Source organism: Streptomyces sp. CRN 30, from assembly GCF_034105845.1.
In genome coordinates this window covers 45,214-61,077 of the sequence record NZ_JAVRHI010000186.1, presented here as the reverse complement: position 1 = coordinate 61,077, position 15,864 = coordinate 45,214, and the positions used below count along the sequence as shown (strand labels likewise).

Sequence of the window (15,864 nt, the reverse complement as noted above, 5' to 3'; positions counted from 1 at the left end):
CCCCGTCACCCATGCCCGTCCCGCCGGGCGAGTTCCTTGAACTCCTCCTCCGTCGGCTTCTCGGCATACGTCCCGGGCCCGTACATGGCCTTGGCCAGCCTCGCCCGCACCCGGTGCACCACCGGCACCCGCCGCACCACCCCGTTCGCGTCGACCCGCGCCCCCGTGTCGTAGGGAAGGGCCTGCTCGTGCTGGGTGAGCGTGAACAGCTGGGCCTGGCTCAGCGGCTCGTGCACCTCCACGTACTCCCCGTGCGGCAGCCGCCGGACCGTGCCGGACTCGCGTCCGTGCAGCACCTTCTCCCGGTCCCGGCGCTGCAGTCCGATGCAGATGCGCCGGGTGACGACGAAGGCGAGGACCGGCGCGACGAAGAAGGCGATCCGTACGAACCAGGTGATCGCGTTGATGGAGAGGTGGAAGCGGGTGGCCCACAGGTCGTTGCCGCCGCCGATCAGGCAGACGGCGTACAGGGTCAGCCAGGCGACGCCGAGCCCGGTGCGGGTGGGGACGTTGCGGGGCCGGTCCAGGAGGTGGTGCTCGCGTTTGTCGCCGGTGATCCACGCCTCGACGAAGGGGTAGACGCCGATCGCGGCGAGGATGAGCGGGAAGAGCATGAAGGGGATGAAGACACCCAGTTGCAGGGTGTGGCCGAAGGCGTCGATCTCCCATCCCGGCATCACCCGGATCAGCCCCTCGGAGAAGCCGAGGTACCAGTCGGGCTGGGCGCCCGTCGTCACCAGGTCGGCGCGGTAGGGGCCGAACGCCCAGACCGGGTTGATCGTCGCGATGCCGCCCATGAGCGCCAGGACGCCGAAGACGAGGAAGAAGAAGCCGCCGGCCTTGGCCATGTACACCGGCATGAACGGCATGCCGACGACCGACTTCTCGGTGCGGCCGGGGCCGGGGTACTGGGTGTGCTTGTGGTAGAAGACCAGCGCCAGGTGGGCGACGACCAGGGCGAGGATGATGCCGGGCAGCACCAGGACGTGGACCGGGTAGAGCCTCGCGATGATGTCCTGGCCGGGGTACTCGCCGCCGAAGAGGAAGAAGGAGAGGTAGGACCCGACCAGCGGGACCGACAGGATCGCGCCCTGGGAGAACCTGAGGCCGGTGCCGGAGAGCAGGTCGTCGGGGAGGGAGTAGCCGGTGAGGCCGGTGATGAGGGCGAGCATCAGCATCGTCCAGCCGAAGACCCAGTTCAGCTCGCGCGGCTTGCGGAACGCGCCGGTGAAGAAGACGCGCATCATGTGCACGAGGAGCCCGGCGATGAAGATCAGCGCCGCCCAGTGGTGGATCTGCCGGATCAGCAGACCGCCGCGTACGTCGAAGCTGATGTCGAGCGTCGACTCGTAGGCGCGGGTCATGATGACGCCGTTCAGCGGTTCGTAGGAGCCGTTGTAGACGACCTCGACGCTGCTGGGCTCGAAGAACAGGGTGAGGTAGACGCCGGTGAGGATCAGGACGATGAAGCTGTAGAGGCAGACCTCGCCGAGCATGAAGGACCAGTGGTCCGGAAAGACCTTGCGCATGTAGGTCTTGCCCAGGGTGTAGAGGCCGACCCGGCCGTCCGCCCAGTCCGCGAGCCGCTCGCCGCCGCCCGTCTCCCTGAGGCGTTCGGCCCGCGTGCCGCCCCCGTCGCGACCCGGTTCGATCCGTCGTGCGCCCATGACACGCTCCCCTCGGACGACCCCAGGGTGCCATGGGCCCGTCGGCAAGCCAACGGGTCCTGTACAGCCGCTAGTTGACGATTCCCTTCGCGCGGGCGTCCACCAGCCACTTGGGGAACTCGGCCACCAGGCGCGTGTACAGCTCGGTGTCGGACAGCGCCCGCGGGTCGCGGCCGGCGTGGAAGAAGCCGGCGTTGTCCACGGCCCGCTTGTCGGGCACGGCCAGTTCGTCGAGCCGGCGCAGGTAGTCGAACTGCTTGCTGCCCGGGTCGCCGAAGCCGATGAACTGCCAGAACAGCGGCAGCCGGGCGGCCTTGCAGAGGTGGCGTTCGGCGGCGAGCCGGTTGACCGGGCCGCCGTCGGTCTGGAAGACGACGAGGGCGGGGGCGGTGGAGCCGCTGTCGAGGTAGTGGTCGATGACGGCGTCCATGGCCAGGTGGTAGGCGGTCTTCCCCATGTGCCCGAGGCCGGAGACGATCCGCTCGATCCGGCCCTCGTGACCGGCCAGCGCGATGTCGGTGACGGCGTCGACGTCCGTGGAGAAGAAGACCACCGGCACCGTGCCGTCGTCGTCGAGGTGCGCGGAGAGTCCGAGCACCCGGTCGGCGAGGGCCTGCACGCTGCCGTCCTTGTAGTACGGCTTCATGGAACCGGAGTAGTCGACGACGAGGTAGACGGCCGCGCGCTGGCCGTCCAGCCCCTGCCCGGCCAGCGCGGCTCCGGCGCTCTTGTAGAGGCTGACCAGCGCGGGAGCCGTCTCCTGGACCTTGCTGAGACTGATCGCGGACATGCGGACTCCCCCTGGTACGACGCCGACGTCCCCGAGATTACGTCACTGATCGACATCCCTGATCGACGTCGTTGATCGACCCTGCTCTCAGCCGGTCCACAGCTGTTCGCTATTTTGTTCGCCGCCGCCCCCACCGGCTCTTGTTCCGCCCCCGACCCCGAGGAGCCGGCCGTGGACCCCGAGTCCGCCGTCACGACCTGCTACCGCCATCCGAAGGTGGAGTGCCACGTCCGCTGCACCCGCTGCGAGCGGTACATCTGCCCGGACTGCATGCGCGAGGCGGCCGTCGGTCACCAGTGCCCCGAGTGCGTGAGCGAGGGGGCGCGGTCCGTCCGGCAGGCGCGGACCGTCGTCGGCGGCCGGATCTCGGCGACGCCGGTGACGACGTACGCGCTGATCGCCCTCAACGTGCTCGTCTACGTCGCCGAGGTGGCGCGGCCCGGGATCGTGGACCGCTTCTCGGTGGTGGCGGCACGGCTCACCGGTCCGGACGGTCTCTTCTACGTCTACCAGACGCCCCACCCGGCCGAGTTCGAGGCGCACGGACTGGTGGCCGGTGAGTGGGAGCGGCTGCTGACCGGCGGCTTCCTCCATCTGCAGCCCACCGAGGGCACGTTCGGGTTGCTGCACATCGTGATGAACATGGTCGCGCTGTGGCAGCTGGGGCGCGTGGTGGAGCCGATGCTCGGCCGGGTGCGGTACCTCGCGCTGTACCTGCTGGCGGTGGTCGGCGGTTCGGTGCTCACCGTGCTGCTCGCCGACCCCGGGCAGGCGGCGCTGGGCGCCTCGGGCGGCATCTTCGGCCTGGGCGCGGCGTACTACGTGCTGTCCCGGCGGATCGGCGCGGACATGGCTCAGGTCAACCGGTTCATGGTGTTCCTGCTGCTGTGGCTGGTGATCTCCGCGGGGCTCACCTCCTGGCAGGGGCACCTCGGTGGTCTGCTCGTGGGCGGCGCGGTGGCGGCGGCGTTCGCGTGGGCGCCCCGGGACGGCCGACGCGTGCCGGTGCAGGCGGGCGCGTACGTCCTGCTGCTGGCGGTGCTGGTGGTGGCCGTCGCGGTGCGGGTCGCCGCCGTCAAGGACGGGGGTGCGGCATGAGACGCGGGGTGCTGCTGTTCGCGGCCGTGCCGGTGGTGGCGACCGCCGCGGTGTACTTCCTGGCGCCCTCCGACTCCGGCGGCGACTCGCCGGCCCCTACGGCGAGCACCGCGCAGGTGGCGCCCGAGGAGGCCAAGGACCGGGCGGAGCGGGAGCGCGAGCGGGACGACGAGGTGATCGCCGACCTGCCGGCGGGGCTGGCGTCGAAGGGGAAGAAGGAGCTGGCGCAGCAGTTGGTGGCGAGCGCCGACAACTCCACGCTGGACTGGCGCTCCCTGTACGGCAGCATCGAGGACCTGGACGACGGCCAGGGGTACACCGCGGGCGTCGCCGGGTTCTGCACCGGCACCCACGACCTGCTGACCCTGGTCGAGCGGTACACCGAGGACCACCCGGACAACGGCCTGGCGCGCTATCTGCCCGCGCTGCGGAAGGTGGACGGCACGGACTCGCACGAGGGTCTCGACCCCGGGTTCGCGGACGCGTGGCGGGCGGAGGCGGAGGTCCCGGCGTTCCGGGCGGCGCAGGAGGAGGAGCGGGACCGGGTCTACTTCGATCCGGCCGTGCGGCTGGCGAAGCTGGACGGCCTGACGACGCTCGGGCAGTTCGTGTACTACGACGCGATCATCTTCCACGGCCCGGACACCGAGGCCGACGGCTTCTACGGGCTGCGGGCCCGTGCCATGGAGGAGGCGGAGACCCCGGCCGCCGGCGGCGACGAGAAGACGTACCTGGCCGCCTTCCTCGACGTGCGCCGCGCGGCCCTCGCCGAGACCCGCGACGGCGACACCAGCCGGGTCGACACCGCCCAGCGGCGGTTCCTGGACGCGGGCAACCTGGAGTTGCGGACGCCGCTGGAGTGGGAGACGTACGGGGACACGTACCAGGTCCCCTGATCCTGTCGAACGCGCATGCGGCGGCGCCCGCCCCTTGTCCGGTCGGGGACAGTGGGGCGGGCGCCGACTGTGTTCCGTACGCCGTTGTACGGGACAGCTTTCGGGTGTCCGGCCGTCAGACCGCCAGGGAGCGGTCCGTCGGACGGATCGGGGCCGGCAGTTCGCTGGCGCCGGTCAGGAAGCGGTCGGCGCCGCGGGCGGCCGAGCGGCCCTCCGCGATCGCCCACACGATGAGCGACTGGCCGCGGCCCGCGTCACCGGCGACGAAGACACCCGGCACGTTGGTCCGGAAGTCGGCGTCGCGGGCGATGTTGCCGCGCTCGTCCAGTTCGAGGCCGAACTGCTCGATCAGGCCGTTGTCCTTGTCGGGGCCGGTGAAGCCCATGGCGAGGGTGACCAGCTGGGCCGGGATCCTGCGCTCGGTACCGGCCTTCGGGGTCAGCCGGCCCTCGATGAACTCGACCTCGGTGAGGTGCAGCCACTGTACGTTGCCGTCCTCGTCGCCCTCGAAGTGGGTGGTGGAGACGGAGTAGACCCGCTCGCCGCCCTCCTCGTGGGCCGAGGTGACCTTGTAGAGCATGGGGAAGGTCGGCCAGGGCTGGTTCGCGTTCCGCTCCTCGCCGGGGCGGGGCATGATCTCCAGCTGGGTGACGGAGGCCGCGCCCTGGCGGTGGGCGGTGCCCACGCAGTCGGCGCCGGTGTCGCCGCCGCCGATGACGACGACGTGCTTGCCCTCGGCGGAGATCGGGGAGGTGACGTAGTCGCCCTCCTGGACCTTGTTGGACAGCGGCAGGTACTCCATCGCCTGGTACACGCCCTTCAGCTCCCGGCCGGGGACCGGCAGGTCGCGGGCGGTGGTGGAGCCGGCGGCGATGACGACGGCGTCGTAGCGCTTCCTCAGGTCGGTCGCCTTCAGGTCGCGGCCGATCTCGACGCCGGTGCGGAACCGGGTGCCCTCCGCGCGCATCTGCTCGATACGGCGGTTGATGTGCCGCTTCTCCATCTTGAACTCGGGGATGCCGTAGCGGAGCAGGCCGCCGACGCGGTCGGCGCGCTCGTAGACGGCGACGGTGTGGCCGGCCCGGGTGAGCTGCTGGGCGGCGGCCAGGCCCGCGGGGCCCGAGCCGATCACGGCGACGGTCTTGCCGGACAGGCGCTCGGGGATGCGCGGCGCGACGTCCCCGCTCTCCCACGCCTTGTCGATGATGGAGACCTCGACGTTCTTGATGGTGACCGGCGGCTGGTTGATGCCGAGCACGCACGCCGACTCGCACGGGGCCGGGCAGAGGCGGCCGGTGAACTCCGGGAAGTTGTTGGTCGCGTGCAGCCGCTCGGAGGCGGCGGACCAGTCCTCGCGGTAGGCGTAGTCGTTCCACTCGGGGATGAGGTTCCCGAGCGGGCAGCCGTTGTGGCAGAACGGGATGCCGCAGTCCATGCAGCGGCTGGCCTGCTTGCTGATGATCGGCAGCAGGGAGCCGGGGACGTAGACCTCGTTCCAGTCCTGGACGCGTTCGGTCACCGGACGGGACGTGGCGACCTCGCGGCCGTGGTTCAGAAAGCCCTTGGGGTCAGCCATTGGTCGCCGCCTCCATCATCTTCTCGGTGATCTCGGACTCGGAGAGACCGTCTCGCTCGGCGGCGTCCTTGGCGGCGAGCACTGCCTTGTACGTGCTGGGGATGATCTTGCTGAACCGCTCGACGGCGGTGTCCCACTCGGCGAGCAGCTTCCCGGCGACGGTCGAACCCGTCTCCTCCTGGTGCCGGCGCACCACGTCGTGCAGCCACGCGCGGTCGGTGTCGTCGAGGGCCTCGACGGCGCCGACGTTGCCCGCGTTGACGTTGTCCCGGTCGAGGTCGATGACGTAGGCGGTGCCGCCGGACATGCCGGCCGCGAAGTTGCGGCCGGTCTCGCCGAGGACGACGGCGTGGCCGCCGGTCATGTACTCGCAGCCGTGGTCGCCGACGCCCTCGGAGACGACCAGCGCGCCGGAGTTGCGGACGCAGAACCGCTCGCCGGTCCTGCCGCGCAGGAACATCTCGCCGCCGGTGGCGCCGTAGCCGATGGTGTTGCCGGCGATGACGCTGTACTCGGCGAGGTGGTCGGCGGCGCGGTCCGGGCGGACGACGATCCGGCCGCCGGAGAGGCCCTTGCCGACGTAGTCGTTGGCGTCGCCCTCCAGGCGCAGGGTGACGCCGCGCGGGAGGAAGGCGCCGAAGGACTGGCCGGCGGAACCGGTGAAGGTGATGTCGATCGTGTCGTCGGGCAGGCCCGCGCCGCCGAACTTCCGGGTCACCTCGTGGCCGAGCATGGTGCCGACCGTGCGGTTGATGTTGCGGATGGCGACCTGGGCGCGGACCGGCTGGGCGTCGGCGGCGCCGGTCGCGGAGAGCGCGTCGGCGGCGAGCTTGATCAGCTCGTTGTCGAGCGCCTTGGCCAGGCCGTGGTCCTGCTCGACGACGCGGTGACGGACCGCGCCCTCGGGCAGCTCGGGCACGTGGAAGAGGGGCGCGAGGTCCAGGCCCTGCGCCTTCCAGTGGTTTATGGCGCGGGTGACGTCGAGGGTCTCGGCGTGGCCGACGGCCTCCTCGATGGAGCGGAAGCCCAGCTCGGCGAGGAGTTCGCGGACCTCTTCGGCGATGAACCGGAAGAAGTTGACGATGTACTCGGCCTTCCCGGAGAACCGCTCGCGCAGCACCGGGTTCTGGGTGGCGATGCCGACCGGGCAGGTGTCCAGGTGGCAGACGCGCATCATGACGCAGCCGGAGACGACGAGCGGCGCGGTCGCGAAACCGAACTCCTCGGCGCCGAGCAGGGCCGCGATGACGACGTCACGGCCGGTCTTGAGCTGGCCGTCGGTCTGTACGACGATCCGGTCGCGCAGGCCGTTGAGCAGCAGCGTCTGCTGGGTCTCGGCGAGGCCCAGCTCCCAGGGGCCGCCGGCGTGCTTGAGGGAGGTCAGCGGGGAGGCGCCGGTGCCGCCGTCGTGACCGGAGATGAGGACGACGTCCGCGTGGGCCTTGGAGACGCCCGCGGCGACCGTGCCGACGCCGACCTCGGAGACCAGCTTGACGTGAATGCGCGCCTTGGGGTTGGCGTTCTTCAGGTCGTGGATGAGCTGGGCGAGGTCCTCGATGGAGTAGATGTCGTGGTGCGGCGGCGGGGAGATCAGGCCGACGCCGGGGGTGCTGTGCCGGGTCTTGGCGACCCAGGGGTACACCTTGTGGCCGGGCAGCTGGCCGCCCTCGCCGGGCTTGGCGCCCTGGGCCATCTTGATCTGGATGTCGTCCGAGTTGACCAGGTACTCGCTGGTCACACCGAAGCGGCCGGAGGCGACCTGCTTGATCGAGGACCGGCGGGCCGGGTCGTACAGGCGCTCCGGGTCCTCGCCGCCCTCACCGGTGTTGGACTTGCCGCCCAGCTGGTTCATGGCGATGGCGAGGGTCTCGTGCGCCTCGCGGGAGATGGAGCCGTACGACATGGCGCCGGTCGAGAACCGCTTGACGATCTCGGAGACGGGCTCGACCTCGTCGACGGGGATCGAGGGGCGGTCGCTCCTGAAGCCGAAGAGGCCGCGGAGCGTCATCAGCCGCTCGGACTGCTCGTTCACGCGGTCCGTGTACTTCTTGAAGATGCCGTACTCGCCCGAGCGCGTCGAGTGCTGGAGACGGAAGACCGTCTCCGGGTCGAACAGGTGCGGCTCGCCCTCCCGGCGCCACTGGTACTCGCCGCCGATGTCGAGGGCGCGGTGGGCCGGGGCGATGCCGGAGGCGGGGTACGCCTTGGCGTGCCGGGCGGCGACCTCCGCGGCGATGACGTCGATGCCGACGCCGCCGATCTTGGTGGCGGTGCCGTTGAAGTACTTCTCCACGAAGTGCTGGTCCAGGCCGACGGCCTCGAAGACCTGCGCCCCGCGGTAGGAGGCGACGGTGGAGATGCCCATCTTCGACATGACCTTCAGGACGCCCTTGCCGAGGGCGTAGATCAGGTTCTTGATGGCCTGCTCGGTCTCCATGCCGGGCAGGAAGGTGCCCGCGCGGACCAGGTCCTCGACGGACTCCATGGCCAGGTAGGGGTTGACCGCCGCCGCGCCGAAGCCGATGAGCAGGGCGACGTGGTGGACCTCGCGGACGTCGCCGGCCTCGACCAGCAGGCCCACCTGGGTGCGCTGCTTGGTGCGGATGAGGTGGTGGTGGACGGCCGCGGTGAGCAGCAGCGACGGGATCGGCGCGTGCTCCGCGTCGGAGTGGCGGTCCGAGAGGACGATGAGCCGGGCGCCGTTGTCGATGGCGGCGTCGGCCTCGGCGCAGATCTCCTCGATGCGCGCGGCGAGGGAGTCGCCGCCGCCGTGCACCCGGTACAGACCGGAGAGGGTCGCGGCCTTGAAGCCGGGCATGTCGCCGTCGGCGTTGACGTGGATGAGCTTGGCCAGCTCGTCGTTGTCGATCACCGGGAAGGGCAGCACGACGCTGCGACACGAGGCGGCCGTCGGGTCGAGGAGGTTGCCGGAGGGGCCGAGCGCCGAGCGCAGGGAGGTGACCAGTTCCTCGCGGATCGCGTCCAGCGGCGGGTTGGTGACCTGCGCGAAGAGCTGGGTGAAGTAGTCGAAGAGCAGCCGGGGGCGGTCGGAGAGCGCGGCGATCGGCGAGTCGGTGCCCATCGAGCCGATCGGCTCGGCGCCGGCCTTGGCCATCGGCGCGATCAGGACGCGCAGCTCCTCCTCGGTGTAGCCGAAGGTCTGCTGGCGGCGGGTGACCGAGGCGTGGGTGTGCACGATGTGCTCGCGCTCGGGCAGGTCGCCCAGCTCGATCTCACCGGCCTGGAGCCACTCGGCGTAGGGCTGCTCGGCGGCGAGCCGCGCCTTGATCTCGTCGTCCTCGATGATGCGGTGCTCGGCGGTGTCGACGAGGAACATCCGGCCGGGCTGGAGGCGGCCCTTGCGGACGACCTTGGCGGGGTCGATGTCGAGGACGCCGACCTCGGAGCCGAGGACGACGAGGCCGTCGTCGGTGACCCAGTAGCGGCCGGGGCGCAGGCCGTTGCGGTCGAGGACCGCGCCGACCTGGGTGCCGTCGGTGAAGGTGACGCAGGCCGGGCCGTCCCAGGGCTCCATCATCGTGGAGTGGTACTGGTAGAACGCGCGGCGGGCCGGGTCCATCGAGTCGTGGTTCTCCCACGCCTCGGGGATCATCATCAGCACGGAGTGCGGCAGCGAGCGCCCGCCGAGGTGCAGCAGCTCCAGGACCTCGTCGAAGGAGGCGGAGTCGGAGGCGTCCGGCGTGCAGACCGGGAAGATCCGCTCCAGGTCCGGGGAGCTGCCGAAGACGTCGCTGACGAGCTGGGACTCGCGGGCGCGCATCCAGTTGCGGTTGCCCTTGACGGTGTTGATCTCGCCGTTGTGCGCGACGAAGCGGTACGGGTGGGCCAGCGGCCAGCTCGGGAAGGTGTTCGTCGAGAACCGGGAGTGCACGAGCGCGATCGCGGAGGCGAAGCGGCGGTCGGAGAGGTCCGGGAAGAACGGCTCCAGCTGGCCCGTGGTGAGCATGCCCTTGTAGACGAGGGTGCGCGCGGACAGCGAGGGGAAGTAGACGCCGATCTCGCGCTCGGCGCGCTTGCGCAGCGCGAAGGCGCGACGGTCGAGGGTGATGCCCTCGGAGACGCCGTCGGTGACGAAGAGCTGGCGGAAGACCGGCATGGTCGAGCGGGCGGTCGCGCCGAGCAGCTGCGGGGCGACGGGCACCTCGCGCCAGCCGAGGACGGTGAGTCCCTCCTCGGACGCGAGCGTCTCGATGGCCGAGACGGCGTCGTCCGTGCCGTCCTCCGGGAGGAAGGCGATGCCGACGGCGTAGTGGCCGGCCGCGGGGAGGTCGAATCCGGCCACCTCGCGGAAGAAGGCGTCCGGCACCTGGGAGAGGATGCCCGCGCCGTCACCGGAGTCCGGCTCGGAGCCGGTGGCTCCGCGGTGCTCCAGGTTGCGCAGCACGGTGAGCGCCTGATCGACCAGCGTGTGGGACGCCTCGCCGGTGAGGGTGGCGACGAAGCCGACGCCGCAGGCGTCGTGCTCGTTGCGGGGGTCGTACATACCCTGCGCGGCAGGGCGAGCATCCATGAACGACCAGTTCCGGCCGTTCTCGGAGTGCTGGGACGGCTGGCGCGGCGTACGCATCGGCTCTCCCGTCGTCGTCAAGTGGCGTGTGCAAGTGCCGAGGGACGACGCTGGCCCTCTGCGTGACTGCAAAATTTCGTGCAGGTTACACGATGGAACGGGTCTCGGGAAGTGGATATTCCGTTCCAACATGTGGACGCCACAGGGTGCGTTGCGGTGGTACCGACGACCGATGGCGGGAGTCTTGACTGGGGGTCCGGCGGGGACAGATCGGTGTCCGACGGACCCAGGGGCGGCACGGGTGTGTCACCCATCCCGCGGATGTGCCGCGGGCACCTTTGCCCACAGCGCTTACGGCTCATGCCCGGCGGTCACGCGGTCGAAACCACCGAGTAACGACTACTTATGCGGCCCAACGCATAAGTCCGGAGCCGGGTCATCCTACGACCGTCCCGAAGAGACTGCCCAGGGCGTACGTCACACCGGCCGCCGCGCCTCCCAGCAGCAGCTGGCGCAGTCCGCCGTACCACCAGGTCCGCGCCGTCACCTTGGCCACGATCGCACCGCTCAGGAAGAGCCCCGCCAGCGCCAGCAGCACCGCGGGCCACAGCGCGCTCGCGCCGAGCAGATAGGGCAGTACGGGGAGCAGGGCGCCCAGGGCGAAGGAGCCGAACGACGACACGGCCGCGACCAGCGGCGAGGGCAGGTCGGAGGGGTCGATCCCCAGCTCCTCGCGGGCGTGTATCTCCAGCGCCTGCTCGGGATCGCGGGAGAGCTGGCGGGCGACCTCGCGGGCCAGGTGCGGCTCCACCCCGCGCCCCTCGTAGAGCGCGGCCAGCTCGGCCTCCTCGTCCGCCGGGTGCTTGCGCAGCTCCCTCCTCTCCACGTCCAGCTCGGCCTCGACCAGCTCGCGCTGGGAGGCGACGGAGGTGTACTCGCCGGCCGCCATGGAGAAGGCGCCGGCGGCGAGGCCGGCGAGGCCGCTGAGCACGACGGCCTGCTGGCTCGCGGCGCCGCCGGCGACGCCGGTCATCAGGGCGAGATTGGAGACCAGGCCGTCCATCGCGCCGAAGACGGCGGGGCGGAGCCAGCCGCCGTTCACGTCCCGGTGGGTGTGGTTGTCGCGGTGCGCCTCGTGGAGGGTCGCTTCGGTTTCGATGATGGCCATAAGGGGTCCCCCAAGCGCTTCTTTAGACTTCGTCCACTTCTTGACAACTACCAATGTACGTCGGTCATTCCCGTCCCGCCAGCAAGGAAAGGCTGGGCTAACCTGCGGTTTTACGCTGCTCCGCTCATTCGTGCCGAAGCCTGCACATATGTCGACCGGGTGACGCTGGGGCTCCTGAGGCTGCGGAACGGCACGCACCGGGGACAGATCCGCAAAGGGAGGACCAGGGAGAGAAGAGGCCGCATGGCATCCACCGCACTGCGTGAACGGAGCCGCGGCGCGCTGCTCGGACTGGCCGTCGGGGACGCCCTCGGGGCGCCGGCCGAGAACATGAAACCCTCGCAGATCCGGGCCAGGTGGGGCCGGATCACCGGCTACGTCGCCGAGCACCCGGCCGGTACGGACGACACCGAGTACGCGATCTTCTCCGGACTGCTGCTGGCCCGGCACGGCGCGGCGCTCACACCGGCCCATGTCGTGGCGGCGTGGCACGAGTGGATCGCCGACCGCGACGAGGGCCCCTTCCGCGGCGCGGGCTTCAGCGAACGCGGCACCCTGGAGAACCTGCGCCGGGGACTGGCCGCGCCCATCTCCGCCCAGCACCGGCATGCCTGGAGCGACGGGCTGGCCATGCGGGCCGCCCCCTACGGCGTCTTCGCGGCGGGTCGGCCCGCCGAGGCGGCCCGGCTGGTCGCGATCGACGGCTCGGTCAGCCATGACGGCGAGGGCATCTACGGCGGCCAGGCGGTGGCGGCGGGGGTCGCGGCGGCGATGGCGGGGGCCACCCCCACCGCGGTCGTGGCCTCGGCGCTGGCCGTCGTCCCGGACGACTCCTGGACCGCCCGCTCGCTGCGCCGGGCGGTGACGGCGGCCCACCGCGGCGAACGCGCCGTGCGCTCCGCGGTCGTCATCGGCGGCTACCCCTGGACCGACCTGGCCCCGGAGGCCGTCGCCCTCGCCTTCGGCGCGTACGCGGCGGCCGACGGCGACTTCACGGAGGCGGTGCTGACGGCCGTCAACATGGGCCGCGACGCCGACACGACGGCGGCGGTGGCCGGCGCGCTGGCCGGGGCGACCCGGGGGATCACCGCGATCCCGGCCGACTGGGCGTCGGCGATCGGCCCGGCGAGAGGCACATGCCTGCCGGCGATGGCCGGCCACCACGTGACGGAGGTGGCGGACCTCCTGACGGAGGGGAGGGAGTCAGCGGGGGCGGGCGGCGGCACCGAGGGAGGCGGCCGTGGGCCCGGAGCGGAGGAGGATCCGGCGCCGGCGGTTCGCTGGGACGCGGACCTGGTCGGCGAGGTCGGTGCGTCATGACGACGCGATCGGACATGACGGGACCGGCCGTCGAGGCGCCGTACGGGCGGGACACGGCCGTGGGCGTCGAGCCGGACGTGGGCCCCCGCGCCGTCGCGGACGCCGGACCCGCCACCGTGGCGCACCCGCACCCGCACCCGCACGCACAGCCGCACGCACAGTCTCCCTCGCACGCGCACCCGGACGCGGCCCCCCGGCACCACCTTGCCCCCGCCGGCCAAGTCACCCCCCGCCGGATCGAAGGGCTGCTGCTCGGGCTCGCCGCGGGGGACGCCGCCGGATGGCCCGCCGCCCGGCACCGGGCCGTCCGGATGCCCGAGTGGACCCGGCGGCTCACCCGCGAACTGGACACCTTCGCCGAGCAGAACGCCACCACCACGCTCCCCGTCCCCATCGCCCTGAACCAGCCCCCGGAACCGCTGCGCCTCGGCCCGTCCGACGACGCCGAGTGGGCGGCGTTCGCGGCGGAGGCGCTGCTGCGGGCCGGCGACGCGACCGCGCTCGGCGACCTCAGCCGGGACCGCCGGATGCGTACCGCCATCGACCTGACCTGGAGCGCGGTCGCCGCCGAGGTCGCCGCCGCGGAGGACCGCGCCCCCGAGGTCGAGTCCGCCGTACTGCCGCTGCGCGCCCGCATCTCCGTCCGGGCCGGGCTCGGCAACCTCGCCGCCGGTCTGCGCCCGCCCGCCACCGGGCACGACAACCCGCACTACTTCGACGACGCCGCCTGCGTACGGGCCTGCGTCCTCGCCGTCGCCCACCCGGGCGAACCCCGCCTCGCCGCCGACCTCGCCGAGTTCGACGCCCGCTACACCCAGGACGGCGACGGCGTGCACGGCGCGCGCGCCATGGCCGCGGCGGTGGCGCACGCCGTCGCCGGCGCGGACGTGGAGACGTGCGTGGCGGCGGCCCTCGCCGAACTTCCCGAGGCCACCGAGGCGGGCCGCAACGCCCGCCAGGCACTGGCCCTCGCGGCGGACGCCGAGAGCACGTTCGCCCTCGTCCCGCTCCTGGAGCACCAGATCGTCGACCACGTCTACAGCTACGGCATCGCCGCCGCCGAGACCGTCCCCGTCGCGCTGGCGCTGGCGGTCGCCGCCCGCGGCCGGATCGCGGAGGCGGTGCCCGCGGCGGCCTGTCTCTCCCGGGTCGCGGACTCCGCCCCCGCCCTGGTGGGCGCGCTGACCGGCGCGCTCGGCGGCGCCGCCGCGATCCCCGCGGCCTGGCGGGAGACCTGCCGCACCCTCCCCGGCTGCGTACTGCCCCGGCTCACCGGCACGGACCTGGTCGAGCTGGCCGCCCGCCTGGAAGCCGCACGACCGGAAGGACCGACCCCACCATGACGACGGACAGCGCGACCACGGACCGCCGCACCACGGACGGCACGCCGCCGCGGGCCGCACCGGGGACCGCGGGTCTCCCCCACCGCGTCACCGCAGCCCTCGTCGGCGCAGCCGTCGGCGACGCGCTCGGCGGGCCCGTCGAGGGCTACTCGCCCGAGCAGATCGTCGAGCGCCACGGCGGCCGCGTCACCGGCGTCGTCGGCCCCTGGAACGGCGACGCCTGGCGCACCGCCCGCCCCCTCGCCCCGTACCACAAGGGCGACGGGCACGTCACCGACGACACCTTGATGACCCACGCGCTGATCAGGGTGTACGCCACCGTCCGCGGCCATCTCGACGCCCACGCGATCGCCGAGCACCTGGTCCCCGACCTGATGACGAACCTCCGCTGGATCCCGGAGCTGGAGGCCGAGGCACTGCCGCTCCAGCGGATCTTCCTGGCGGAGAAGTGGCTCGTCACCCGGTTGCACTACGGCCACCAGGACCCCCGCGAGGCCGGCGCCGGCAACGTCGTCAACTGCGGCGCGGCGATGTACATGGCCCCGGTCGGCCTGGTCAACGCGGCCGATCCGGCGGGCGCGTACGCCGAGGCGCTCGACATCGCGGGCGCCCACCAGTCGTCGTACGGCCGGGAGGCGGCGGGCGTCCTGGCGGCGGCCGTCGCGGCGGCGTGCGCGCCCGGCGCGACCCCCGCCTCGGTGGTGGACGCCGCTCTGGCCCTGGCCAAGGACGGCACGCGGACGGCGATCGAGCGGGTCTGCGAAGTCGCCGCCCGTTTCACCGAGTTCGAACCGGCGCTGGCCCCGCTGCGCGCGGCGGTCGCCCCGTACGACACGGTGGGCCCGGACTACCGCTCCCCCTCGCTGGGCGCCCGCCGCCCGTCCCGGCTGCACGCGATCGAGGAACTCCCCGTCGCGCTGGGCATGGTGCTGGTCGCGGGCGGCGACTACCGCCACGCGGTGCTCGGCGCCGTCAACTACGGCCGCGACTGCGACTCCATCGCCACCATGGCCGGCGCGGTCACCGGTGCGCTGGGCTCGCCCGTGCCCGAGGAGTGGGCGACAGCCGTGGCCGAGGCGAGCCGCCTGGACCTGTGGGAGCCGGCCGCCGTCCTCACCGAGGTGGCCCGGGAGATCTTCGCCGCGGACGTACGCCGGCGCCGCGCCCACGAGCGGGCGTTCGCCGCGCTGACGGACACCCGGCCGACGGCCCCGGCGACGGACCCGACCCCTGCCCCGGCGAAGGACCCGGCGACGGACCTTGCCCCGGACCCGGGCCCGGCGACGAATCCGGACCCGGCGACAGACCCGACGAAGGACCTTGCCCCGGACCCGGACCCGGACCCAGCGACCGGCCTTGTCCCGGACCCGGACCCGGCGACCAATCCGGACCCGGCGACAGACCCGGCGAAGGACCCGGCGACAGACCTTGCCCCGGACCCGGGCCCGGACCCGGACCCAGCGACCGACCTCGCCAAG

Annotated in this window: 9 protein-coding genes and 1 pseudogene; 5 read left to right on the top strand and 5 right to left on the bottom strand. The window is 72.3% G+C overall.

Going from position 1 to position 15,864, the window contains the following annotated elements; genetic code table 11:
- Positions 1-5 precede the first annotated feature (5 nt).
- Together UW392_RS19270 and UW392_RS19265 are read right to left on the bottom strand one after the other, a co-directional pair.
- The gene (locus tag UW392_RS19270; protein WP_320776273.1) at positions 6-1,667 is read right to left on the bottom strand and encodes a ubiquinol-cytochrome c reductase cytochrome b subunit; all 1,662 of its coding nucleotides are present in this window, start codon (positions 1,665-1,667) and stop codon (positions 6-8) included.
- Positions 1,668-1,737: 70 nt separating this feature from the next.
- Complete coding sequence (locus UW392_RS19265) at positions 1,738-2,457, bottom strand: VWA domain-containing protein (protein WP_320776272.1); 720 nt, start codon at positions 2,455-2,457, stop codon at positions 1,738-1,740.
- Between the two features lie 171 nt (positions 2,458-2,628).
- On the opposite strand from UW392_RS19265, the gene UW392_RS19260 reads away from it, so the two are divergent.
- Together UW392_RS19260 and UW392_RS19255 are read left to right on the top strand one after the other, a co-directional pair.
- Positions 2,629-3,555, top strand: coding sequence for a rhomboid family intramembrane serine protease (locus tag UW392_RS19260; protein ID WP_320776271.1), 927 nt, complete (start codon positions 2,629-2,631; stop codon positions 3,553-3,555).
- On the top strand, positions 3,552-4,451 hold the full coding sequence (locus UW392_RS19255) for a chitosanase (RefSeq protein ID WP_320776270.1): 900 nt from the start codon (positions 3,552-3,554) through the stop codon (positions 4,449-4,451). Before UW392_RS19260 ends, UW392_RS19255 begins: the two co-directional genes overlap by 4 nt.
- Before the next feature lie 115 nt (positions 4,452-4,566).
- On the opposite strand, the gene UW392_RS19250 is transcribed toward UW392_RS19255, so the two are convergent.
- The 3 genes from UW392_RS19250 to UW392_RS19240 form a co-directional block, all read right to left on the bottom strand.
- Complete coding sequence (locus UW392_RS19250) at positions 4,567-6,027, bottom strand: glutamate synthase subunit beta (RefSeq protein ID WP_320776269.1); 1,461 nt, start codon at positions 6,025-6,027, stop codon at positions 4,567-4,569.
- Complete coding sequence (gene gltB, locus UW392_RS19245) at positions 6,020-10,615, bottom strand: glutamate synthase large subunit (RefSeq protein WP_320776268.1); 4,596 nt, start codon at positions 10,613-10,615, stop codon at positions 6,020-6,022. Before gltB ends, UW392_RS19250 begins: the two co-directional genes overlap by 8 nt.
- A 376-nt stretch (positions 10,616-10,991) precedes the next feature.
- On the bottom strand, positions 10,992-11,723 hold the full coding sequence (locus tag UW392_RS19240; protein WP_320776267.1) for a VIT1/CCC1 transporter family protein: 732 nt from the start codon (positions 11,721-11,723) through the stop codon (positions 10,992-10,994).
- Between the two features lie 243 nt (positions 11,724-11,966).
- Between UW392_RS19240 and UW392_RS19235 the strand changes: the two genes are divergently transcribed.
- The 3 genes and pseudogenes from UW392_RS19235 to UW392_RS19225 form a co-directional block, all read left to right on the top strand.
- The gene (locus tag UW392_RS19235) at positions 11,967-13,043 is read left to right on the top strand and encodes an ADP-ribosylglycohydrolase family protein (RefSeq protein WP_320776266.1); all 1,077 of its coding nucleotides are present in this window, start codon (positions 11,967-11,969) and stop codon (positions 13,041-13,043) included.
- A complete protein-coding gene (locus tag UW392_RS19230; protein WP_320776265.1) occupies positions 13,040-14,386 on the top strand; it encodes an ADP-ribosylglycohydrolase family protein in 1,347 nt (448 codons plus the stop codon). The genes UW392_RS19235 and UW392_RS19230 overlap by 4 nt, the downstream gene beginning before the upstream one ends.
- Positions 14,383-15,576 (top strand): annotated as a pseudogene (locus UW392_RS19225) (ADP-ribosylglycohydrolase family protein); the annotation flags it as partial. The gene UW392_RS19230 and the pseudogene UW392_RS19225, both read left to right, overlap by 4 nt.
- Between the last annotated feature and the right edge of the window lie 288 nt (positions 15,577-15,864).

What these genes read in the sequence shown, in the direction of transcription:
- UW392_RS19270 (WP_320776273.1), bottom strand. Translation starts at nt 1,667, where the DNA reads ATGGGCGCACGACGGATCGAACCGGGTCGCGACGGGGGCGGCACGCGG.
- UW392_RS19265 (WP_320776272.1), bottom strand. Translation starts at nt 2,457, where the DNA reads ATGTCCGCGATCAGTCTCAGCAAGGTCCAGGAGACGGCTCCCGCGCTG.
- UW392_RS19255 (WP_320776270.1), top strand. Translation starts at nt 3,552, where the DNA reads ATGAGACGCGGGGTGCTGCTGTTCGCGGCCGTGCCGGTGGTGGCGACC.
- UW392_RS19250 (WP_320776269.1), bottom strand. Translation starts at nt 6,027, where the DNA reads ATGGCTGACCCCAAGGGCTTTCTGAACCACGGCCGCGAGGTCGCCACG.
- gltB (WP_320776268.1), bottom strand. Translation starts at nt 10,615, where the DNA reads ATGCGTACGCCGCGCCAGCCGTCCCAGCACTCCGAGAACGGCCGGAAC.
- UW392_RS19240 (WP_320776267.1), bottom strand. Translation starts at nt 11,723, where the DNA reads ATGGCCATCATCGAAACCGAAGCGACCCTCCACGAGGCGCACCGCGAC.
- UW392_RS19235 (WP_320776266.1), top strand. Translation starts at nt 11,967, where the DNA reads ATGGCATCCACCGCACTGCGTGAACGGAGCCGCGGCGCGCTGCTCGGA.
- UW392_RS19230 (WP_320776265.1), top strand. Translation starts at nt 13,040, where the DNA reads ATGACGACGCGATCGGACATGACGGGACCGGCCGTCGAGGCGCCGTAC.